Annotated in this window: 20 protein-coding genes; 13 read left to right on the top strand and 7 right to left on the bottom strand. The window is 63.1% G+C overall.

The window, feature by feature from the left end; genetic code table 11:
- Positions 1 to 23: 23 nt before the first annotated feature.
- Positions 24 to 245, bottom strand: coding sequence for a hypothetical protein (locus BDD18_RS05910; RefSeq protein WP_142081886.1), 222 nt, complete (start codon positions 243 to 245; stop codon positions 24 to 26).
- Here BDD18_RS05910 and BDD18_RS05915 point away from each other — a divergent pair.
- Positions 235 to 1323 (top strand): IS5 family transposase, encoded by a 1089-nt coding sequence (locus BDD18_RS05915; protein WP_142081888.1) that lies wholly within the window; start codon positions 235 to 237, stop codon positions 1321 to 1323. The genes BDD18_RS05910 and BDD18_RS05915 overlap by 11 nt on opposite strands.
- Before the next feature lie 150 nt (positions 1324 to 1473).
- Here BDD18_RS05915 and ychF read toward each other — a convergent pair whose 3' ends face one another.
- Both ychF and serA read right to left on the bottom strand, forming a co-directional pair.
- The gene (gene ychF, locus BDD18_RS05920; RefSeq protein WP_044398844.1) at positions 1474 to 2568 is read right to left on the bottom strand and encodes a redox-regulated ATPase YchF; all 1095 of its coding nucleotides are present in this window, start codon (positions 2566 to 2568) and stop codon (positions 1474 to 1476) included.
- Positions 2569 to 2797: 229 nt separating this feature from the next.
- Complete coding sequence (gene serA, locus BDD18_RS05925; protein ID WP_142081889.1) at positions 2798 to 4027, bottom strand: phosphoglycerate dehydrogenase; 1230 nt, start codon at positions 4025 to 4027, stop codon at positions 2798 to 2800.
- A 269-nt stretch (positions 4028 to 4296) separates the two neighbouring features.
- On the opposite strand from serA, the gene ugpB reads away from it, so the two are divergent.
- The 6 genes from ugpB to ugpQ all read left to right on the top strand — a co-directional run bounded on the left by ugpB (position 4297) and on the right by ugpQ (position 9844).
- Complete coding sequence (ugpB, locus tag BDD18_RS05930) at positions 4297 to 5604, top strand: sn-glycerol-3-phosphate ABC transporter substrate-binding protein UgpB (protein ID WP_066699111.1); 1308 nt, start codon at positions 4297 to 4299, stop codon at positions 5602 to 5604.
- A 134-nt stretch (positions 5605 to 5738) separates the two neighbouring features.
- Positions 5739 to 6620, top strand: a complete 882-nt coding sequence (gene ugpA / locus BDD18_RS05935) for a sn-glycerol-3-phosphate ABC transporter permease UgpA (protein ID WP_044400106.1) — start codon at positions 5739 to 5741, stop codon at positions 6618 to 6620.
- A 141-nt stretch (positions 6621 to 6761) separates the two neighbouring features.
- On the top strand, positions 6762 to 7613 hold the full coding sequence (ugpE, locus tag BDD18_RS05940; protein ID WP_044400109.1) for a sn-glycerol-3-phosphate ABC transporter permease UgpE: 852 nt from the start codon (positions 6762 to 6764) through the stop codon (positions 7611 to 7613).
- A gap of 60 nt (positions 7614 to 7673) precedes the next feature.
- A complete protein-coding gene (locus BDD18_RS05945; RefSeq protein ID WP_044400112.1) occupies positions 7674 to 8678 on the top strand; it encodes a sn-glycerol-3-phosphate import ATP-binding protein UgpC in 1005 nt (334 codons plus the stop codon).
- A gap of 27 nt (positions 8679 to 8705) precedes the next feature.
- Positions 8706 to 9047: a bleomycin resistance protein gene (locus tag BDD18_RS05950; RefSeq protein ID WP_142081891.1), complete on the top strand. Its 342-nt coding sequence runs from the start codon at positions 8706 to 8708 to the stop codon at positions 9045 to 9047.
- 41 nt (positions 9048 to 9088) lie between these two features.
- Positions 9089 to 9844: a glycerophosphodiester phosphodiesterase gene (ugpQ, locus tag BDD18_RS05955; protein WP_142081893.1), complete on the top strand. Its 756-nt coding sequence runs from the start codon at positions 9089 to 9091 to the stop codon at positions 9842 to 9844.
- A 110-nt stretch (positions 9845 to 9954) separates the two neighbouring features.
- Here ugpQ and BDD18_RS05960 read toward each other — a convergent pair whose 3' ends face one another.
- On the bottom strand, positions 9955 to 10914 hold the full coding sequence (locus tag BDD18_RS05960; RefSeq protein WP_142081895.1) for a Bug family tripartite tricarboxylate transporter substrate binding protein: 960 nt from the start codon (positions 10912 to 10914) through the stop codon (positions 9955 to 9957).
- 206 nt (positions 10915 to 11120) lie between these two features.
- A complete protein-coding gene (locus BDD18_RS05965; protein WP_338071789.1) occupies positions 11121 to 11339 on the bottom strand; it encodes a hypothetical protein in 219 nt (72 codons plus the stop codon).
- 133 nt (positions 11340 to 11472) lie between these two features.
- On the opposite strand from BDD18_RS05965, the gene hemA reads away from it, so the two are divergent.
- The 6 genes from hemA to paeA all read left to right on the top strand — a co-directional run bounded on the left by hemA (position 11473) and on the right by paeA (position 17946).
- Entirely contained in the window at positions 11473 to 12780 is a 1308-nt protein-coding gene (gene hemA, locus BDD18_RS05970; RefSeq protein ID WP_142081899.1) for a glutamyl-tRNA reductase, read from the top strand.
- 112 nt (positions 12781 to 12892) lie between these two features.
- Positions 12893 to 14005 carry a peptide chain release factor 1 gene (gene prfA, locus BDD18_RS05975; protein ID WP_142081901.1) on the top strand — a complete coding sequence of 371 codons (1113 nt, stop codon included), beginning with the start codon at positions 12893 to 12895 and terminating at the stop codon, positions 14003 to 14005.
- A gap of 102 nt (positions 14006 to 14107) precedes the next feature.
- Positions 14108 to 14944 (top strand): peptide chain release factor N(5)-glutamine methyltransferase, encoded by an 837-nt coding sequence (gene prmC, locus BDD18_RS05980; protein ID WP_142081903.1) that lies wholly within the window; start codon positions 14108 to 14110, stop codon positions 14942 to 14944.
- Positions 14945 to 15002: 58 nt separating this feature from the next.
- Positions 15003 to 15320 (top strand): Grx4 family monothiol glutaredoxin, encoded by a 318-nt coding sequence (grxD, locus tag BDD18_RS05985; protein WP_044400131.1) that lies wholly within the window; start codon positions 15003 to 15005, stop codon positions 15318 to 15320.
- Between the two features lie 193 nt (positions 15321 to 15513).
- Positions 15514 to 16521, top strand: coding sequence for an AAA family ATPase (locus BDD18_RS05990; RefSeq protein ID WP_142081905.1), 1008 nt, complete (start codon positions 15514 to 15516; stop codon positions 16519 to 16521).
- Positions 16522 to 16638: 117 nt separating this feature from the next.
- Positions 16639 to 17946, top strand: coding sequence for a polyamine export protein PaeA (gene paeA / locus BDD18_RS05995; protein ID WP_142081907.1), 1308 nt, complete (start codon positions 16639 to 16641; stop codon positions 17944 to 17946).
- Positions 17947 to 18028: 82 nt separating this feature from the next.
- Here paeA and BDD18_RS06000 read toward each other — a convergent pair whose 3' ends face one another.
- Both BDD18_RS06000 and BDD18_RS06005 read right to left on the bottom strand, forming a co-directional pair.
- Positions 18029 to 18697 carry a lytic transglycosylase domain-containing protein gene (locus BDD18_RS06000; RefSeq protein ID WP_244938995.1) on the bottom strand — a complete coding sequence of 223 codons (669 nt, stop codon included), beginning with the start codon at positions 18695 to 18697 and terminating at the stop codon, positions 18029 to 18031.
- 17 nt (positions 18698 to 18714) lie between these two features.
- Positions 18715 to 20457 (bottom strand): proline--tRNA ligase, encoded by a 1743-nt coding sequence (locus tag BDD18_RS06005; RefSeq protein WP_142081911.1) that lies wholly within the window; start codon positions 20455 to 20457, stop codon positions 18715 to 18717.
- Positions 20458 to 20482 lie beyond the last annotated feature (25 nt).

Here is a 20482-nt window from a genome sequence, read left to right on the forward strand (position 1 = left end):
TTGAGACACCACACTAGCATTCGCTAGAAGAGCCCAATTTCACTTAAAGAAGTACAAATCACGCCCGTCACCACATCGCCCACAAAAAAGCCCCGCCATGGCGGGGCTGGATCGACGCCAAGGGGCAGAAACTCTGCCGCGCAGTGGCTTAGCAGGCCGTTGAAAAATCCCCCGCCGACGCTGGCGTCGGCCAGTACGATCTGAAGCCATCGGCGAACAACCCAGACGAGGACGATGAGAGGCAACCAAGACTTCCAGGGGGCGATGTTCAGCTACATCAGCCTTGAAGAGCGCGTGCCGCAGACACACCCGCTGCGCAAACTGCGCGCCGCAGTCGATGCGCTGCTGGCGACGATGAACCGCGAGTTCGACGCGGTGTACGCCCGCCGGGGCCGCCCCTCGGTGCCGCCGGAGATGCTGCTCAAGGCCTTGCTGCTGCAGATCCTGTTCTCCATCCGCAGCGAGCGCCAACTGGTCGAGGCGGTCAGCTACAACCTGCTGTACCGCTGGTTCGTGGGCCTGAACATCGAAGACAAGGTCTGGGACCACTCCACCTTCAGCGCCAACCGCGAACGCTTGTTCAACGAAGACCTCGCCCGTGCCTTCTTCGAGCGCGTCAAGCTCAGCGCCCAGTGGGGGCGGCTTGCCAGCGACGAGCACTTCAGCGTGGACGGCACGCTCATCGAAGCCTGGGCCTCGCACAAGAGCTTCAAGCGCAAAGACGATGACAGCGACACGCCGCCCGGACGCAATCCCGAGGTGGACTTCAAAGGACAGGAGCGCTGCAACGACACCCACCAAAGCACCACGGACGCTGATGCACGGTTGTTCAAGAAGAGCGCGGGCGACAAGTCCCGCCTGTGCCACATGGGGCACATCCTCATGGAAAACCGCAACGGGCTGATCGTGGATGTTGAGATCACCCACGCCAGTGGCACCGCCGAGCGCGAAGCGGCGCTGGCCATGCTGGGGCGCCGGGGCAACAGGAACAAGCGGGCCACGGTCGGGGCCGACAAGGGCTACGACAGCAAGGCCTTCATCAAGGGCTGCCGCCGGCTTTTGGTCACGCCACACGTGGCGGCCAAGGACAAGCACTCGGCGGTCGACGCCAGAGTCACGCGGCACGAGAGCTACAAGACCAGCCTGAAGGTGCGCAAGCGCATCGAGGAGGCCTTTGGCTGGATCAAGACCGTGGGTGGTCTGGCCAAGACCAAGCTGATCGGTCAGGCCAAGCTCGCGGGCCAGGCGCTGCTGTGCTTTGCCACCTACAACCTGGTGCGCATGGGCAGTCTGGGTGGCTGGTGGGACGCGCATCATGCGTGAGCCATGGGATACGTGCGCCCGAAACGGGCAAAACGGCCTGCAAACAGGCCGAAATGGCCCTCGAATTTGATTCGTGGGCGCGTCTGGGCGACTTGCTTCTTCGAAATCCACGACCTTGATGCGTTCGAAGAGCACTTTTTCAACGGCCTGTTAGACGTTGAACAGGAAGTTCAGTACGTCGCCATCCTTGACCACGTATTCCTTGCCTTCGGCGCGCATCTTGCCCGCGTCCTTCGCGCCTTGTTCACCCTTGTATTGGATGAAGTCTTCAAACGCGATGGTCTGGGCGCGGATGAAGCCGCGCTCGAAGTCGCCGTGGATCACGCCTGCGGCTTGGGGAGCGGTGTCGCCCACATGGATGGTCCAGGCGCGCACTTCCTTCACGCCCGCGGTGAAGTAGGTTTGCAGGCCCAGCAGCTTGAAGCCGGCGCGGATCAGGCGGTTCAGGCCGGGCTCGTCCTGGCCCATTTCGGCCAGGAACATGTCGCGGTCTTCATCGCTCATTTCGGACATTTCGGATTCGATCTTTGCGCAGATGGCCACCACGGGCGCGTTCTGCGCAGCGGCGTATTCCTTCAGGCGATCGAGCAGCGGGTTGTTTTCAAAGCCGTCTTCGCTCACGTTGCCCACAAACATGGCGGGCTTGGAGGTGATGAGGCAGAACTGCTTGAGCAACGGAGCATCTTCCTTGCTCACTTCCACCGTGCGGGCGGGCTTGCCTTCGTTCAGCGCGGCCTGGATGGGCGTGAGCAGCGAAACGATCTTGGCGGCTTCCTTGTCGTTGCCCGACTTGGCGGCCTTGCTGTAGCGGTTCAGCGCTTTTTCCACGGTGCCCAGGTCGGCCAGGCACAGCTCGGTCTGGATGACTTCGATGTCGGCAATCGGGTCCACGCGGCCTGCCACGTGGATCACGTTGGGGTCTTCAAAGCAGCGCACCACATTGACGATGGCGTCGGTTTCGCGGATGTGGGCCAGGAACTGGTTGCCCAGGCCTTCGCCCTTGCTGGCGCCAGCCACCAGGCCAGCGATGTCCACAAACTCGACGATGGCGGGGACGATGCGCTCGGGCTGGATGATCTCGGCCAGCTGCTGCAGGCGCGGATCGGGCACTTCCACCACGCCGGTGTTGGGCTCGATGGTGCAGAACGGGTAGTTCTCGGCGGCAATGCCAGCCTTGGTCAGCGCGTTGAAGAGGGTGGACTTGCCCACGTTGGGCAGGCCCACGATGCCGCATTTGAGGCTCATGGAAATTCCTTGTGAATCGCCCCTGCAGCGCGCCCTGGGCCTGAAGGCCAGGTGGCGCATGCGAGCCATCGCCGTGTGGGGCGACAGCCCTGGAGGGGCTGGATGAAGACACTGCGCTGCAAAAGCCGGTCAAATCCGGCGGTTTGCGCTTGCGGTGCCTTGGGTGCGGCGCGGATTTTAACCTTGGGCGGCCCAACGCACCGGCCCAGCACCGCAGCACGGCAATGGATCAGAACAACACACGGCTGCGCAGGGTGCCTGTGACCCCGGCCAGTTTGTCCAGCGCTAGCGGGGAAGAGGCTGCGTCGATATCGATCACCACGTAACCGATCTTCTCGTTGGTTTGCAGGTACTGGGCTGCCACGTTGATCTGGTTGTCGGAAAAAATGCGGTTGATTTCCGACAGCACCCCCGGCACGTTACGATGGATGTGCAGCAGGCGGTGCTTGCCAGCGTGCGCGGGCAGCGCCACTTCAGGGAAGTTGACGGACGAGGTGCTGGTGCCGTTGTCGCTGTACTTCACCAGCTTCTCGGCCACCTCGGTGCCGATGTTGGCCTGCGCTTCCATGGTGGAGCCGCCGATGTGGGGAGTGAGGATGACATTGTCCAGCCCGCGCAGGGGCGACAGGAACTCGTCCTTGTTGGTGCGCGGCTCGACCGGGAACACGTCAATCGCCGCGCCGAGCAGCTTCTTGGCTTTGAGTGCGTCGGCCAGGGCATCGATATCCACCACGGTGCCGCGTGCGGCGTTGATGAGGATGCCGCCGGGCTTCATCGCCGCAATTTCGGCCGCACCAATCATGCCCTCGGTCGATGGCAACTCGGGCACATGCAGGCTGACGATGTCACTTTGCGCCAGCAGGTCGTGCAGCTTGGCCACCTGGCGCGCATTGCCCAGGGGCAGCTTGCTCACCACGTCGTAAAACGCCACCTGCATTCCCAGCGCTTCCGCCAGCACTGACAGCTGCGTGCCGATGGAGCCATAGCCGACGATGCCCAGCGTCTTGCCCCGGATTTCGTAGGCGTTGTCGGCCGACTTGAGCCAGCCGCCACGGTGGGCCACGGCGTTCTTTTCGGGCACGCCGCGCAGCAGCAAGATAGCCTCTGCCAGCACCAGTTCGGCCACCGAGCGGGTGTTGGAATACGGGGCGTTGAAGACGGCAATGCCCCGCTCGCGCGCAGCGTTCAGGTCCACCTGATTGGTTCCGATGCAAAAGCATCCCACAGCGACCAGCTTGTGCGCGTGGGCAAACACCTCTTCGGTCAATTGGGTGCGCGAGCGAATGCCCACAAAGTGCACGTCCGCAATCTTGCGCTTGAGTTCCTCGTCGGGCAGCGCGCCGGAGATGGCTTCGATCTGCGTGTACCCAGCGGAACGCAGCACGTCCACCGCAGAGGGGTGAATGCCCTCCAGCAATAAAAATTTGATCTTGCTTTTGTCCAGCGATTGCGCGGTCATGAAGGTCCCTGTTCAGTGGATAGAGGTGGGCTGGGGCAGATTTACCTTGGCTAGCACAAGCATGGTGCAATGCACAAAACCTTGCAACTCCGGGCAAATCCACCCTGAAACTGTCATGGAAACGTCACAATTGGACACACCGCAGAGCCCTCAACGGGTTTTTACCGTTGTAATCGGCCGGACAACCGTGGGACAACGACACATGTTTGACACATTTCGTGCCTAGCATCGGCCGCTTTGTGCCCAGCGTCATCTTTGGAGAGATATTTATGCAACTGATGAAATTGGCATTGACTGCCGCCATCGCCTTCGGCGCCTGTGTTCCCGCACACGCCCAGACGGAAATTCAATGGTGGCATTCCATGAGCGCCGCTTTGGGCGACTGGGTGAATGACCTGGCCAAACAATACAACGCAAGCCAAACCAAGTACAAGATCGTGCCCACCTACAAGGGCACGTATGACGAATCGATGACAGCCGGTATTGCCGCCTTCCGCGCTGGCAATGCACCCCACATCATTCAGGTGTTTGAAGTGGGCACCGCCACCATGATGGCCAGCAAGGGCGCCATCGTGCCCGCAGGCAAGGTGATGAGCGATGCGGGCTTCAAGTTCGACCCCACCTCGTACGTGTCTGCCGTGGCCGGTTACTACACCGCACCCAACGGCCAGATGCTGAGCTACCCGCTCAACAGCTCCACCACCATCTTCTATTACAACAAGGACGCCTTCAAGAAGGCCGGTCTGGACGCCAACAAGCCTCCCAAGACCTGGCCTGAAGTGTTTGAAGCCGCCTCCAAGCTCAAGGCCAGCGGCCACAGCTGCCCGTTCACCACCAGCTGGATCAGCTGGACGCAGCTCGAAAGCTTCTCGCTGTGGCACAACACGCTGTTCGCCAGCAAGAACAATGGTTTTGACGGCACGGACGCCCAGCTGCAGATCAACACCCCGCTGCACGTGCGCCATTTTGAAAACCTGGCCAAGGCTTCGAAGGACGGCAGCTTTGTGTACAAGGGCCGCGGCAACGCAGCCGACGCATCCTTCCCATCGGGTGAGTGCGCGATGATCACCGGATCCTCGGGCCTCTACGCCCGTGTGGCCAAGGAAGCCAAGTTTGCCTACGGCATCTCGACCCTGCCTTACTACGCTGACGTGAAGGGCGCGCCCCAGAACACCGCCATTGGTGGTGCCAGCCTGTGGGTGATGGCCGGCAAGAAGGCCGAAGAGTACAAGGGCGTTGCCGACTTCCTGAACTTCCTGAACGACACCAAGGTGCAAGCCGCCAGCCACCAGCGCACCGGCTATCTGCCTGTGACCATGGGCGCTTACAAGCTCACCGAAGCCTCCGGTTTCTATGAAAAGAACCCAGGCACCGATGTGGCCGTGACGCAGATGATCCGCAAGGCCACCGACAAGTCGCGCGGCATTCGTCTGGGCAACTTCGTTCAGGTTCGCGCCATCATCGACGAGGAAACCGAACAAATCTGGTCGGGCAAGAAGACTCCCAAGGAAGCCCTGGACACAGCCGTGACCCGCGGCAACGAGCAACTGGCCCGTTTCGCACGCGCTAACCGCTAATTTTTATCGCCCCCGTTGATGGGGCCCGACTCTCCAGGCATTCCCCTGGGTTTCTGGGCTTCATCGTTGGCCCGCACCCCTCGCAAACACCGGTTTGCATGGGCTGCGGGCTGTTTTGTTCAGACTGATCCGATATGGAAAAACGCGTTTTATTCCGCTCTGCATGGCTGCCGTGGGTGCTTTTGCTACCCCAGCTGGTCGTGATCAGCGTCTTCTTCTTCTGGCCGGCGGGCCAGGCGCTGGTGCAATCTTTCCAAATGCAAGATGCCTTTGGCATGTCCACCGAATGGGTGGGGCTGGAAAACTTCCGCAACCTGTTTGAAGACCCGAGCTATCTCGCCTCGTTCAAGACGACGGCATTTTTCTCGATCGCCGTCGCGGTCTCGGGCATCGCCATCTCGCTGGTGCTGGCCATCTTTGCAGACCGCATCGTGCGCGGCGCCCTGGTGTACAAAACCGCACTGCTGCTGCCTTATGCGGTGGCCCCTGCCGTGGCGGGCGTGCTGTGGATGTTCATGTTCTCCCCCTCGCTGGGCGTGGTGGCGTATCTGCTGCGCCAGTCGGGGTTTGACTGGAACCACTTGCTCAACTCCGACCACGCCATGACGCTGATCGTGATTGCGGCCGTGTGGAAGCAGATCTCCTACAACTTCCTGTTCTTCCTGGCAGGGCTGCAGTCCATCCCCAAGTCGCTGATTGAAGCGGCCGCGATTGATGGCGCTGGCCCATGGCGCCGGTTCTGGAGTATCCAGTTCCCGCTGCTGTCGCCCACCACGTTCTTCCTGCTGGTGATCAACGTGGTCTATGCCTTCTTCGACACCTTCGCCATCGTGGACTCCACCACGCAGGGCGGCCCTGGGCAAGACACCTCGATCCTGGTCTACAAGGTCTATCACGATGGCTTCAAGGCCATGGACATGGGCGGATCGGCCGCGCAATCGGTGGTGCTGATGGCCATCGTGGTGGTGCTCACCGTGGTCCAGTTCCGCTACGTCGAGAAGAAAGTGCAATATTGATGCGCCCCCTGAGTCGCTTCGCGCCTTCCCCCGCCAGGGGGACGCCGCCCTCACTGCGGGGCGGCCCTTGCTTGGCGGCCCTCGCCTATGGCGCGCCCTTGATCGGCACCTGGGGCCAGGCATCACATCTGAAAGATTCCAATGGTTGAACGCAGTCCTTTTCTCAAGGCGTTCTCGCACCTGATCATGGTGCTGGGCGTCATCATCGTGGGCTTCCCGCTGTACCTGGCGTTTGTGGCGTCCACCCACACGGCGCAAGACATCGTGCAGGTGCCCATGCCCATGCTGCCCGGCAGCAACTTCTGGGAAACCTACAAAACCGCGCTGTTCGGCGGCGGCTCGGGCCCTGGCTCCAGCGCCCCGGTGGCGCACATGATGTGGGTGAGCTTCGTGACGGCCATGGTCATCACTGTGGGCAAGATCGCCATCTCGCTGCTGTCGGCGTTTGCCATCGTGTACTTCCGCTTCCCCTTCAAGGGCATCTGCTTCTGGCTGATCTTCATCACCCTGATGCTGCCCGTGGAAGTGCGCATTGGCCCCACGTACCAGGTGGTGTCCAACCTGGGCATGCTCAACACCTATGCGGGCCTGACGGTGCCGCTCATCGCGTCGGCCACGGCCACCTTCCTGTTCCGCCAGTTCTTCCTGACGGTGCCGGACGAGCTGGTCGAAGCCGCACGCATTGATGGTGCCGGCCCCATGCGCTTCTTCAAGGACATCCTGGTGCCGCTGTCGCGCACGTCCATCGCCGCGCTGTTCGTGATCCAGTTCATTTACGGCTGGAACCAGTACCTGTGGCCGCTCTTGGTGACCACCTCGGAAGACATGTACCCCGTGGTGATCGGCATCAAACGCATGATCGCTGGCGGCGACACCGGCAACGAATGGAACGTGGTGATGGCCACCGCCCTCTTGGCCATGCTGCCCCCCGCCCTGGTGGTGGTGTTCATGCAGCGCTGGTTCGTCAAGGGCCTGGTCGATACAGAAAAATAAACGAAATCTGCCGCTAGCGCTTATCTATCAAGCGCCAGCAGCTACAAATTTAAGAGCAAAATGGCATCCATCTCTCTTCGCAACATCATCAAGCGCTATGGCCACGGCCCCAAGGCCAACCAGGTCATCCATGGCGTGAACGCTGAAATCAAGGACGGCGAATTCGTCGTCATCGTCGGCCCCTCGGGCTGCGGCAAATCCACGCTGCTGCGCATGGTGGCTGGGCTGGAAGAAATCTCCGGCGGCGAGCTGCACATTGGCAACCGCATCGTGAACGACCTGGAACCCGCCCAGCGCGACATCGCCATGGTGTTCCAGAACTACGCGCTGTACCCGCACATGACGAACTTCGAAAACATGGCCTATGGCCTGAAGATCGCCAAGGTGCCCAAGGAGGAAATCAAGGCGCGTGTGGACAAGGCCGCCAAGATTCTGGAACTGGGCCACCTGCTGGAGCGCAAGCCCCGCGAACTCTCCGGCGGCCAGCGCCAGCGCGTGGCCATGGGCCGCGCCATCGTGCGCCAGCCGCAGGTGTTCCTGTTCGATGAGCCCCTGTCCAACCTCGACGCCAAGCTGCGCGCGCAAACGCGCCTGGAAATCCAGAAGCTGCACCGCGAGCTGGGCATCACCAGCCTGTTCGTCACGCACGATCAGGTCGAAGCCATGACCCTGGCCCAGCGCATGATCGTGATGAACGCGGGCAACATGGAACAGTTCGGCACGCCCGAAGAGGTCTATCACACACCTGCGTCCACGTTCGTCGCCAGCTTCATTGGCTCGCCGCCCATGAACCTGCTCAAGCACGCGCCCAACAGCAAGCCCGGCACCATTCTGGGCATCCGCCCCGAGCACATGGACATTGGCGACACCGGCTGGGAAGTGCGCGTGGACACCATCGAGCTGCTGGGCGCCGAGCGCCTGGTGTACGCCACCATGGGCCAGGACACGCTGATCGTGCGCATCGACGAAGGCCGCCCCTCGCCCAAGCCTGGCGACGCCATTCGCGTGGCGCCCCGCGAAGACCGCCTGCACTGGTTCAACGCGGAAACCGGCAAGCGCATCTGAGCGCGCGCACAACGCACTAGAGCCACCATGGCAGGCATTCACGCCACCGTGCCTGTGCTGGCATCGCTGGACCTGGCGGAGTCCCGGCAGTTCTACACCGAACTGCTGGGCTTTGATTGCCTGCACGCATCGGCCGACTACCTGATGCTGCGGCGCGACGGCTGCGAGTTGCACCTGTGGCACTGCACCGAGCGCCACATCGCCGAAAACACCTCGTGCTACGTGCGGGGCGACACCGCCGCACTGCATGCCGACTTTGCGCAACGCGGCTTGCTGGTAGAGCCCCCGCAGTTGCGCGACTGGGGCATGCGCGAGTTCTATGTCATCGACCCCCACGGCAACCTGCTCAAGTTTGGCGAGCCCGCTTGAACCGAACTGAGCCCGCCAACCACTGCCCTCCCCTTCGCACCATGAACGCGATCACCGCCTCCCACTGGCCCTACCCCCGCTGGATTGCCCACCGTGGCGCTGGCAAGCTGGCCCCTGAAAACACCTTGGCCGCCTTCCGCTTGGGCGCACAGCACGGCTACCGCATGTTCGAATGCGACGCCAAGCTGAGCGCCGACGGCGTGCCCTTTTTGCTGCACGACGCCACGCTGGAACGCACCACCAACGGCCGTGGCACCGGCGGCGATCTGCCGCTGGACGCGCTTGCGCAACTCGATGCGGGCAGTTGGCATTCACGCGCCTACGCTGGCGAGGCCGTGCCCACGCTGGAGGCGCTGGCCCGCTTTTGCATCGCCAACGGTTACTTTCTGAACATCGAGATCAAACCCACGCCAGGGCAGGAAGAAACCACCGGGCGCGTGGTGGGCGAAACCGCAGCGCGGCTCTGGCAGGGCCAGGCCGTGCCCCCGCTGTTCTCGTCTTTCAAGCCCGACGCGCTGGCAGGCGCACAGGCCACCGCAGCCCACATTCCGCGCGCCTTGCTGCTCGATACGCTGTGGGATGGATGTCTGGACACCGCTCGCCGCCTGGGCTGTGTGGCCCTCGTGTGCAACCACGCGCTGTGGGACGCCGCACTGGTCGCCCAGGTGAAAGGCATGGGCATGCGCACATTGAGCTACACCGTCAACGACGACTGGGCCGCCGAGCGCTTGATTGCTTTGGGCACGGACGGCATCATCACCGACCGCGTGGATCTGTTTTCGCCCGCCACGCCATAGGGGGCATCTTCCAACCAACGCGGCCCTGAGCGAGCGCCACCGTGGAACCGGCTTTGCCGGGCTACCGGTGGCCCCCCCCCCAGGGGAGAGGCGCGCAGCGCCTCAGGGAATCAATCCAGCTTCGCGCCCGATTTCTTCACCGCGTCGGCCCAACGTGGCATTTCAGCGGCCAGGAACTTGGCAAAGTCATCCGCGCCCAGGAAGGCAGGATCCGCGCCCTGGCTCACCATGCGGCTTTTCACTTCAGGCGACTGCATCACCTGGCCAAACGCATCGCTGAGCTTGGCCACCACATCCTTGGGCGTGCCCGCAGGCGCCAGGAATCCATAAAAGCCCACCACCTCAAAGCCTTTGAGGCCGCTCTCGATCACTGTGGGCACATCAGGCAAGGCGGGGTTGCGGGCGCGGCTGGTCACCGCCAGGGCGCGCACCTTCCCTTGCTTGTGGTACGCCGCGGCCTGCGGAATGCTCTCTGCCATGAACTGCACCTGCCCGCCCATCAGGTCGGTGAACGCGGGGGCACTGCCGCGGTAGGGGATATGCACCATGAACAGGCCCGTGGCCGTCTTGAACATTTCAGGCACCAGGTGGCTGATGCCGCCATTGCCTGCCGAGCCATAGTTGATCTGCCCTGGCTTGGACTTGGCATAGGCCATGAATTCCTGCAGATTCTTGGCTGGCACATTCGGGTTCACCAGCAGGGCCAAAGGCTGCATCGCGGTGCGTGCAATCGGCGTGAAATCCTTGAGCGTGGCGTACGGCAGGCGGCTGTACAACGCCGGATTGATCACCATCACACCCGTGTTGGCCAGCATCAGGGTGTGGCCGTCGGGCGGCGCCTTCATCACGTCTTGCGCGCCCACCGTGCCGCCGGCGCCGGCCTTGTAGTCCACCACCACGGGCTGGCCCAGCACGGCCTGCAGTTTGTCGGTCAGCAAGCGGGCATGCTGGTCCAGCGGCCCCCCTGCTGGAAAGCCGACCACGATGCGCACGGGCTTGGTAGGAAATCCGTGCACAGCAGCCGTCCAGGCCAAGGCTGCGCCCACCAACAGGGTGCGAAAGGTACTCATGGGGTGTCTCCGTTGTTGTAAATCTGTCAAGTTGCGATGGTAAAAGCAGAATGGCAGGCTTAGAGCGGCTAACAAAACTGTTCTGGCGTCGTTGCCGCGTCTTGTCGTGCTACGCGTACTGCCTGCGACGCGGCGCCCAGCCAGAACCGCTTCGCTGAGTTTTGTTAGCCGCTCTTAACAGCCGCCGCGCTGAGCAATGCAAACGCTTATTTGCGCCACAGGCGCTGGCCTACTGCGTGCGATGTGGCGCAGGCCAGCACCAAGGCGCCGTAAGTCAGCATCTTGCCGTCGCGGCCGGTGATCCACAGCCCCGCCAGCAGCACGGCCGAGCACACCGCAAAGTCCAGCAGCCACTGCGCGCTGCGCCCCAGCCCGCGCGAGCTGCGCAGCACCAGGGGGCCCAGCATGGCCATGAAGAGAGCCATCCAGAATGCCGGCGCCAAAAAGTTCAGAAGGTGGTTGAGGCTGTCGAGCGGACCCATGTGCGCAATTGACCCAGATCAAGGCATACCCATGCTGGGAGCCGCGAAGAAGGTAACGATTTTATAATCCGCCACTATGGCAGTCTGGGCCCTCGGCATCAACCACACCACCGCGCCGCTCGATCTGCGTGGCAGGTTTGCGTTCGCGCTCGACCAGATCGCGCCTACCTTGCAGGGTTTGCGCCAGTCGCTGGGGCAGTCGCTCAGCCACCCGGGGGTGGAAACCGCCATCATTTCCACCTGCAACCGCACCGAAATTTACTGCGCTGGCCAGCAGCCCGCGCTCGACCATACCTTGGGCTGGCTCGCCCACAGCGGCGGCGTGAGCCCCGCGCTGCTGCGTTCGCACTCCTACACTTTGGAAGACAGCCTCGTTGCCCGCCATGCGTTCCGCGTGGCCAGTGGGCTCGATTCCATGGTGCTGGGCGAGGCGCAGATCCTGGGCCAGATGAAGGACGCCGTGCGCGCTGCTGAAACGGCTGGCGCTTTGGGCACGACGCTCAACCAGCTCTTTCAGCGCAGCTTTGCCGTGGCCAAGGAGGTGCGCAGCAGCACCGAGATTGGCGCCCACAGCATCAGCATGGCGGCAGCTGCGGTGCGCCTGGCCAGCCAGCTGTTTGAAGACCTCACCGAAATCAAGGTACTGTTCGTGGGCGCCGGCGAGATGATCGAGCTGTGCGCCACGCACTTTGCCGCCAAGAACCCCAAGGCCATTGCCATTGCCAACCGCACGCTGGAGCGCGGTGAAAAGCTCGCCACCCGCTTTGGCGGCGAGGTGATGCGCCTGGCCGACCTGCCCGAGCGCCTGCACGAGTTTGACGCTGTCATCAGCTGCACGGCCAGCAGCCTGCCCATCATCGGTCTGGGTGCTGTGGAACGCGCCCTGAAGAAGCGCCGCCACCGCCCCATCTTCATGGTGGACCTGGCCGTGCCGCGCGACATCGAACCCGAAGTCAAGGCTCTGGGCGACGTGTACCTGTACACCGTGGACGACCTGGCCACCGTGGTGCAAACCGCGCAGGCCAACCGCCAGGCTGCTGTGGCCCAGGCGGAGGCCATCATCGACGCGGGCGTGCAGAGCTTCATGCACTGGATGGAGCTGCGCAGCCCCGCCACCGCTGCGGGTGGCGTGGTGCCGCTGATCCAGCAGCTCAACGCGCAAGCCGACGAATGGCGCGCCGCCGAGATCGCGCGCGCCAAGAAGCTGCTGGCCAAGGGCGAAGACGTGGATGCGGTGCTGGAAGCCCTGTCGCGTGGCCTCACGCAAAAAATGCTGCACGGCACCTTGGCCGAGCTGCGCGCGGGCGACGCGGAAATGCGCGCCCAGACGGCACAGACCGTCTCACGCCTGTTCCTGCGCTCGCAAAGCAAAAACAGCCAGTAGCGGCGCCTGCCCGCTCACTCGCAGCCCCGATTTCAAGCCAAATCGGCCTCCAGCGCTTGATACATAAGCGCTAGCAGCTACCAAATTCGTAGCACCTTCTTTTTCAGACCCCATGAAACCCTTTCTCCGAAACCAACTGGAGCGCTATGCACAGCGCCTGGGCGAGCTGGACTTCCTGCTCTCGCGCGAAGACATCATGAGCGACATGGCGCAGTACCGGCGCATCTCCGTCGAGCATGCCGAGGTCACGCAGATCGCAGGCCGCTACGCCCGCTACCAGCAGCGCGAGGCCGATCTGGCCGGTGCGCGAGAAATGCTTTCCGACCCCGACATGGCCGAAATGGCGCAGGAGGAAATCGCTAGCGCCGAAGCTGAACTGGTGCAGCTGGAGGACGAACTGCAGCGCCTGCTTTTACCGAAGGACCCCGACGACGCGCGCAACGCCTTCGTCGAAATCCGCGCAGGCACGGGCGGTGACGAGTCAGCCTTGTTCGCAGGCGATTTGACCCGCATGTACACCCGCTATGCCGCCACCCAGGGCTGGAAGGTGGAGGTGATGAGCGCCAACGAAAGCGAGCTGGGCGGCTACAAGGAGATCGTGCTGCGCATTGAAGGCCAGCCCGGTACGGGCCCCTCCGGTAGCGGTGTCTACGGCGCGCTCAAGTTCGAATCCGGTGGTCACCGCGTGCAGCGTGTGCCCGCCACCGAAACCCAAGGCCGCATCCACACCAGCGCCTGCACCGTGGCGGTGATGCCCGAGCCCGACGAGCACCAGGCCATCACACTGAACCCGGCGGACCTGCGCATCGACACCTTCCGCGCCAGCGGCGCGGGCGGGCAGCACATCAACAAGACGGACTCTGCCGTGCGCGTGGTGCACTTGCCCACCGGCATCGTGGCCGAATGCCAGGACGGCCGCAGCCAGCACAGCAACAAGGCCAAGGCGCTGCAGGTGCTGCAAGCGCGCATTCAGGAAAAGGAACGCAGCGAGCGCGCCGCCAAGGAGGCCGCGCTGCGCAAGGGCCTGATCGGCAGCGGCGACCGCAGCGACCGCATCCGCACCTACAACTTCCCGCAGGGGCGGCTGACGGACCACCGCATCAACCTCACGCTGTACAAGCTGCTGGCCGTGATGGAAGGCGACCTGGGCGATGTGCTGCAAGCCCTGCAACACGCCCGTGAAGCCGAGCAACTGGAAGAGCTGGAAAAGGGTGCGGGTGTGTAACGCCTGCAGCAGCATTCCGGTGCAGCGCACAAACCCTTCAAGCCTTTTAGGCCTCCAGCGCCTGTCCATCAAGCGCAGTCAGCTATCAATATCAGAGCAAACGTGAATACCCCCAACCTCGCCCAGGCTTTGGCCCAGGCCCACGCGCTGGGTCTGCCCCGCATTGACGCGCAACTGCTGCTGCTGCACGCACTGGGGCGCCCCGACGCGGGCCGTGCCTGGCTGCTGGCACACGACACGGACGCGATGGACGGGGCCACGCACACGCAGTTCATCGCCCTGTGCCAGCGCCGCGTGGCGGGTGAGCCCGTGGCCTACCTCACCGGGCGCAAGGAGTTTTACGGCCTGCCGCTACAGGTGGATGCCCGCGTGCTGGACCCTCGCCCCGACACCGAAACGCTGGTGGACTGGGCGCTGGAAGCCATCGCCCCCCTGCCCGCCCCGCGTGTGGCCGATCTGGGCACGGGCAGTGGCGCCATTGCGCTGGCACTGCAAAGCCAGCGGCCCACGGCACAGGTGCTGGCGGTGGATGCCAGCGCCGACGCCTTGGTGGTGGCCCAGGCCAACGCACAGCGGCTGGGCCTGCCCGTGCGCTTTGCGCACGGCAACTGGCTGCGCGGGGTAGAGAGCGTGTTCGACGCCATCGTGTCCAACCCGCCCTACATCGCCAGCGCAGACCCGCACCTGGCCGCGCTGCAGCACGAGCCGCTGCAGGCACTGGCCAGCGGCAGCGACGGGCTGGCCGACATTCGCACCATCGTGGCCCAGGCACCCACGCGGCTGGCACCGGGCGGCTGGCTGCTGCTGGAACATGGCTACGACCAAGCCGAACCCGTGCACGCGCTGCTAGTCGCCCAAGGGTTTGTGCAGGTGCAAAGCCGCAATGACCTTGCCGGCATCGCGCGCTGTACGGGCGGGCAGTGGCCGACAGTGAAATAATCCCCCCCAACGCGGGCTCACAGCATTTTTTGTCCGCCTCTTTTTCAAGGAGTACCCCATGAGCGACACCCAACAACGTATCGACGCCCTCGTCAAATCCAGCGACATCCTGCTGTTCATGAAGGGCAGCGCCAGCTTCCCCATGTGCGGCTTCTCCGGCCGTGCCATCCAGATCCTGAAGGCCTGCGGCGTGGACCCCAAGAGCGTAGTCACCGTGAACGTGCTGGAAGACGACGCCATTCGCCAAGGCATCAAGGAATACAGCAACTGGCCCACCATCCCCCAGCTGTACGTCAAGGGCGAGTTCATCGGCGGCTCCGACATCATGATGGAGATGTACGAGTCTGGCGAACTCAAGCAGGTGCTGGGTACCTGAGGCTGAGCCAAACCCCGCCACCAAGCCGCCTTCGGGCGGCTTTTTCTTTGGTACGTGGCAAGCCAGGCCGCTTGGCCACCACAGGGATTGGGATGGCTGCAACACCGGCACCATTTCAGGGCTTTTCCCACATTGAGGCTGGGCATGTTGTGTGCTTGAATGACAGCGTGACCCCAACACACAGGAGCATGCAATGACCAGCCATAGCCTTGTTCCCCAAAGCGCCGCACTGCGTATTCCGGTGGCGCAGATGCGCAATGTGTTTCACCCTGGGGATGTGGAACGCAAGCTGGCCCGCCTGCAGGACGCCGGCAGCCAGCGCGAATACGAAAACCTGCGTGCCGTGTACGAACGCATGCTGGAACGAGGGCCTGAACGCTTCCAGGTCAAACCCTCAGGGGTGCCCGACATGAGCAGCCTGTACGAGCTGCTGCCCAACTTCACCGACGTGCTGGACGATGTGAAACGCCACGTGGCCCTGGCGCAAGACAGCAGCGATGGGCTGGAAGTGACCCCCATGCTGCTGCTGGGCCCACCCGGTATCGGCAAGACCCACTTTGCCCGCCACCTGGCCGAGTTGCTCGGCACGGGCATGAACCTGCTGCCGATGAGCTCCATGACCGCTGGCTGGTTGCTGTCGGGGTCGTCTGCGCAATGGAAGGGTGCACGCCCTGGCAAGGTGTTTGAGGCCCTGGTGGAGGGCGAATACGCCAACCCCGTCATCGTGGTGGACGAGATCGACAAGGCCAGCGGCGACGCGCAGTACGACCCTCTGGGAGCCCTGTACAGCCTGCTGGAGCACGACACCGCACAGAGCTTTACCGACGAGTTTGCCGAGGTGGCGATTGATGCCAGCCAGGTCATCTGGATCACCACGGCCAACGATGCACGCGGCATCCCTGACCCCATCCTCAACCGCATGAATGTGTTTGAGGTGGAGGCGCCCACGCTGGAGCAGGCACGCACCATTGCGCTAAACCTGTACCAGGGCATTCGCAACAGCCACGACTGGGGCCGCCTACTGGACCCGGAGCCCCAAGACGATGTGCTGGACCACCTGGCCCACATGCCACCGCGCGAAATGCGCCGCGCGCTGATGACGGGCTTTGGCAATGCGCGGCTGGATCGCCGCTCGACGGTAGAGATTGCGGACCTGCCCAAAGCAGCCAACGCGCGCGGGCGCATTGGCTTTGTGCAGTGAGCCGTTACGGGCAGACCCTGCGGCACTGAACGGTACAGCCCTGCCTTGAGGCGGGGCTGTACGGACAGATACACTTCATGGACCGTTGTGCCATAGCGCCACGCTCTGTCACCCTCCATGACCCAAAGCCTTTTAGTGATTGCGCTGCTGATTGCAGCGAGTGCCTTTTTCTCCATAGCAGAAATCTCGCTGGCCGCAGCCAGGCGCTTGCGCCTGCGCCAGATGGCCGACGAAGGAGACCCACGCGCTGACCTGGTGTTGCGCATTCAGGAGCAGCCCGGTGACTACTTCACCGTGGTGCAAGTCGGGCAAAACGCCGTCGCCATCCTGGGCGGTATCGTGGGCGAAGGTGCACTGAGCCCCCACTTCAGCAGTTTCTTCAGCGTCTGGATGAGCGACGCGTCTGCAAACACCGCCGGGTTCATTGCGTCGTTCCTGATCATCACATCGCTGTTCATTCTTTTTGCTGACCTGTTCCCCAAACGCCTGGGCATGGCCGAACCTGAACGGCTGGCCGTGCGCCTGGCGCGGCCCATGGCCTGGTTCATGGCGCTGCTGCGCCCTCTGGTGTGGTTCTACAGCCGGGGGGCCGATGCTTTGTTTCGGCTGCTAGGCCTGTCGTCGCTGCGCGACGATCGCATTACGTCAGACGACATCCTCGCCATGATGGAAGCCGGCGCCCGCGCGGGCGTGCTGGCCGCGCGCGAGCAGCAGGTGATCACCAATGTGTTTGAGCTGGACACCCGCACTGTCTCCAGCGCCATGTCACCCCGCGACCGGGTAGCGTTCTTTCTGCGGGACGAACCCGACTCCGTCATCCGGCTGCGTATTGCCGCCGAGCCTTTTTCGACCTACCCCGTGTGCGAGGGCGACATCGACCACGTAGTGGGCTACGTGGACGCAAAAGACCTGTTCCAGCGCGTGCTGAACAACCAGCCCATCTCGCTGGCCGACGACAGCCTGGTGCGCAAGGTGCTCATCGTGCCGGACAAACTCACGCTGTCGGAAGTGCTGGAGCAGTTCCGGCAGGTGCATGAGGACTTCGCCGTCATCGTCAATGAGTACAGCCTGGTGGTGGGCGTGGTCACGCTGAACGACGTGATGAGCACGGTGATGGGGGACCTGGTGGGCGGCCCTTCGGATGAAGAGCAGATCGTACAGCGCGACGAGAACTCGTGGCTGATCGACGGCGTCACCCCCGTCAGCGACGTGGTGCGTGTGCTGGACCTGGACGAGCTGCCGCACGCGGGCGAATACGAGACGCTGGCGGGCTTCCTGATGGTGATGCTGCGCCGCGTGCCCCGCCGGACGGACAGCGTGAGTTGGAGCGGATTCAAGTTCGAGGTGCTGGACGTGGACAGCTACCGCATCGACCAGGTCATGGTGTCACGGCTGCCTTCCGCAGACAGCCCGGCCGCGTCATAAGGCGTGGGCTAGCAAGATGGATGGGCATTACTGAGGGAGCAGCGGGGTTTATGCCCCATGCCCCCCTCAGCCTCGGTGCACCTCAGCCCAGATTCGTTTTGGCTTCAAACGCCCAGTTGCGCTGGGCGGCAAACACCGCGTTGGGGTACGGCGGCTTGCCCCGGCTGCCGTTGTAGCGACCCAGGGCCATGAACAGGTCACCCTGTTCGCGGTCGATGTAGTGGCGCAGGATCACGCAGCCAAAGCGCAAATTGGTCTGCATGTGGAAGAGCTTTCCCGGGTCCCCATCGCCAATCACACGAGTCCAGAAGGGCATGACCTGCATGTAGCCCCGCGCACCCACGCTGGACACCGCAAACTTGCGGAACGCACTTTCGACCTGGATCAGCCCCATCACGAGGGACACATCCAGCCCTGCGCGCTTGGACTCGTACCAGACCGTCTGCAAAAAGTCGCGGCGCACTTCCCAATCGGGCTTGCGGTTGCGCAGCCGGTCGCTCATCGTGCCCAGCCAGCGCAGGTAGCTCAGGCGAGACTCGGTAGAGAAAAACACGGGCTCGGGTGGTGCCTGGTTGGCGATCGCAGAACTCAGGGCAGTACGCACCGAGTCCATCAGCGGTTCTTCCAGTTGGCCGCCCGCATGGGCTTGTCCAGGCGCCGCCAGCCAACCGGCAGGCGCTGCGGCCGCAATCAAGCACGCACGGCGCGAAATACCCCACACGCCGCGCTCCAAACCGCTATCCCCTCGCACGCTGTCCACCTCCTGCGTCATACCGCCATGCGGCCTTTCACATGGGCCGCAACATCGCTCACCGCCACCTTGGTCGCAGCAGCATCGCGGCGGTGCTGGTACTCGACCACACCTTCCTTGAGGCTCTTGTCGCCAATCGTGACACGGTGGGGTACACCGATCAACTCCCAGTCGGCAAACATGGCACCGGGGCGCTCGCCGCGGTCGTCCAGCAAAACATCCACGCCCTGCGCCAGCATTTCTGCGTAGAGCTTCTCGGCCGCCTGTTTCACTTCTTCGCTGCGGTCCATGCCGATGGGGCAGATCACCACAGTAAACGGAGCGATGGCGTCGGGCCAGATGATGCCGCGCTCGTCGTGATTTTGCTCAATGGCAGCGGCGGGCAGGCGGGTGATACCGATGCCATAGCAGCCCATCTCGAACGGTTGCGGTTTGCCGTTCTCGTCCAGGAAGGTCGCGTTCATCGCGCGGCTGTACTTGGTGCCCAGATAGAACACATGGCCCACTTCGATGCCGCGCTCAATCGCCAGAACGCCCTTGCCATCGGGCGATGGATCACCTGCCACCACATTGCGCAGGTCTGCCACTGCGTCCGGCTCAGGCAAATCACGGCCCCAGTTCACGCCGGTGATGTGGAAGTCCGCTTCGTTGGCACCGCACACCCAGTCGGCCATCACCGCGACCTCGCGGTCGACCACGATCTTCACGGGCTTCTGCAACCCGATCGGCCCCAGGTACCCTGGCTTGCAACCAAAGTGGTCTTCAATCTCCGCCACGGTCGCGAAACGGAAGTTTTCCAGCCCGGCGACTTTGTTGACCTTGATCTCATTCATGTCATGGTCGCCACGCAGCAACAGCAACCAGACCTGCGTCTTCACAATTTCGCCGTGCTCATTGGTGGTGTCGGTGGCCAGCACCAGGGATTTGACGGTGCGGCTCAGGGGCAGACCCAGCAGCTCCGCCACATCGGCGCAGGTGCTCTTGCCGGGGGTGGCTGTCTTGGCCATCGCCTGGCTGGGGGAGGGACGTGGGCCCTGGGGCGCCAGGGCTTCGGCTTTTTCCATGTTGGCGGCGTAGTCGCTGCCAGGGCAGTAGACGATGGCGTCTTCCCCCGTGGCGGCAATCACCTGAAACTCTTCGCTCAAGTCACCACCGATGGCACCGCTGTCTGCGGCCACTGCGCGATAGGTCAGGCCGAACCGGTCAAAAATCCGGCGGTAGGCCTGTGCCATGACCTGGTAGCTGGCTTTGGCTGCTGTCTGGTCGCGGTCAAACGAGTAAGCATCCTTCATGATGAACTCGCGACCACGCATCAAGCCAAAGCGTGGGCGGCGCTCGTCGCGGAACTTGGTCTGGATCTGGTAGAAGTTCTTGGGCAGCTGTTTGTAGCTGCGCAGTTCTTGCCGTGCAATGTCTGTCACCACTTCTTCGCTGGTGGGTTGCACCACGAAGTCGCGGCCGTGGCGGTCGCTGATGCGCAGCAACTCAGGCCCCATCTTTTCAAAGCGCCCGGTTTCCTGCCACAGCTCGGCAGGCTGAACCACCGGCATGGTGCACTCCACAGCCCCGGCCCGGTTCATTTCCTCGCGCACGATAGCTTCCACCTTGCGGATGACCCGCAACCCCATGGGCATGTAGTTATAGATGCCCGCGCCCAGCTTCTTGATCAGCCCCGCACGCATCATGAGTTTGTGACTGACCACTTCGGCGTCTGCCGGAGCTTCCTTGAGGGTGGAGATAAAGAATTGAGAGGCTTTCATCGGGGCGAATTCAGTCTATTCAGAC

Origin of the sequence: Acidovorax temperans, assembly GCF_006716905.1 — a bacterium.
GTDB classification, from domain to species: Bacteria; Pseudomonadota; Gammaproteobacteria; order Burkholderiales; family Burkholderiaceae_C; genus Acidovorax; species Acidovorax temperans.

What these genes read in the sequence shown, in the direction of transcription:
- BDD18_RS05915 (WP_142081888.1), top strand. Translation starts at nt 235, where the DNA reads ATGAGAGGCAACCAAGACTTCCAGGGGGCGATGTTCAGCTACATCAGC.
- ychF (WP_044398844.1), bottom strand. Translation starts at nt 2,568, where the DNA reads ATGAGCCTCAAATGCGGCATCGTGGGCCTGCCCAACGTGGGCAAGTCC.
- serA (WP_142081889.1), bottom strand. Translation starts at nt 4,027, where the DNA reads ATGACCGCGCAATCGCTGGACAAAAGCAAGATCAAATTTTTATTGCTG.
- ugpB (WP_066699111.1), top strand. Translation starts at nt 4,297, where the DNA reads ATGCAACTGATGAAATTGGCATTGACTGCCGCCATCGCCTTCGGCGCC.
- ugpA (WP_044400106.1), top strand. Translation starts at nt 5,739, where the DNA reads ATGGAAAAACGCGTTTTATTCCGCTCTGCATGGCTGCCGTGGGTGCTT.
- ugpE (WP_044400109.1), top strand. Translation starts at nt 6,762, where the DNA reads ATGGTTGAACGCAGTCCTTTTCTCAAGGCGTTCTCGCACCTGATCATG.
- BDD18_RS05945 (WP_044400112.1), top strand. Translation starts at nt 7,674, where the DNA reads ATGGCATCCATCTCTCTTCGCAACATCATCAAGCGCTATGGCCACGGC.
- BDD18_RS05950 (WP_142081891.1), top strand. Translation starts at nt 8,706, where the DNA reads ATGGCAGGCATTCACGCCACCGTGCCTGTGCTGGCATCGCTGGACCTG.
- ugpQ (WP_142081893.1), top strand. Translation starts at nt 9,089, where the DNA reads ATGAACGCGATCACCGCCTCCCACTGGCCCTACCCCCGCTGGATTGCC.
- BDD18_RS05960 (WP_142081895.1), bottom strand. Translation starts at nt 10,914, where the DNA reads ATGAGTACCTTTCGCACCCTGTTGGTGGGCGCAGCCTTGGCCTGGACG.
- BDD18_RS05965 (WP_338071789.1), bottom strand. Translation starts at nt 11,339, where the DNA reads ATGGCTCTCTTCATGGCCATGCTGGGCCCCCTGGTGCTGCGCAGCTCG.
- hemA (WP_142081899.1), top strand. Translation starts at nt 11,473, where the DNA reads ATGGCAGTCTGGGCCCTCGGCATCAACCACACCACCGCGCCGCTCGAT.
- prfA (WP_142081901.1), top strand. Translation starts at nt 12,893, where the DNA reads ATGAAACCCTTTCTCCGAAACCAACTGGAGCGCTATGCACAGCGCCTG.
- grxD (WP_044400131.1), top strand. Translation starts at nt 15,003, where the DNA reads ATGAGCGACACCCAACAACGTATCGACGCCCTCGTCAAATCCAGCGAC.
- BDD18_RS05990 (WP_142081905.1), top strand. Translation starts at nt 15,514, where the DNA reads ATGACCAGCCATAGCCTTGTTCCCCAAAGCGCCGCACTGCGTATTCCG.
- paeA (WP_142081907.1), top strand. Translation starts at nt 16,639, where the DNA reads ATGACCCAAAGCCTTTTAGTGATTGCGCTGCTGATTGCAGCGAGTGCC.
- BDD18_RS06005 (WP_142081911.1), bottom strand. Translation starts at nt 20,457, where the DNA reads ATGAAAGCCTCTCAATTCTTTATCTCCACCCTCAAGGAAGCTCCGGCA.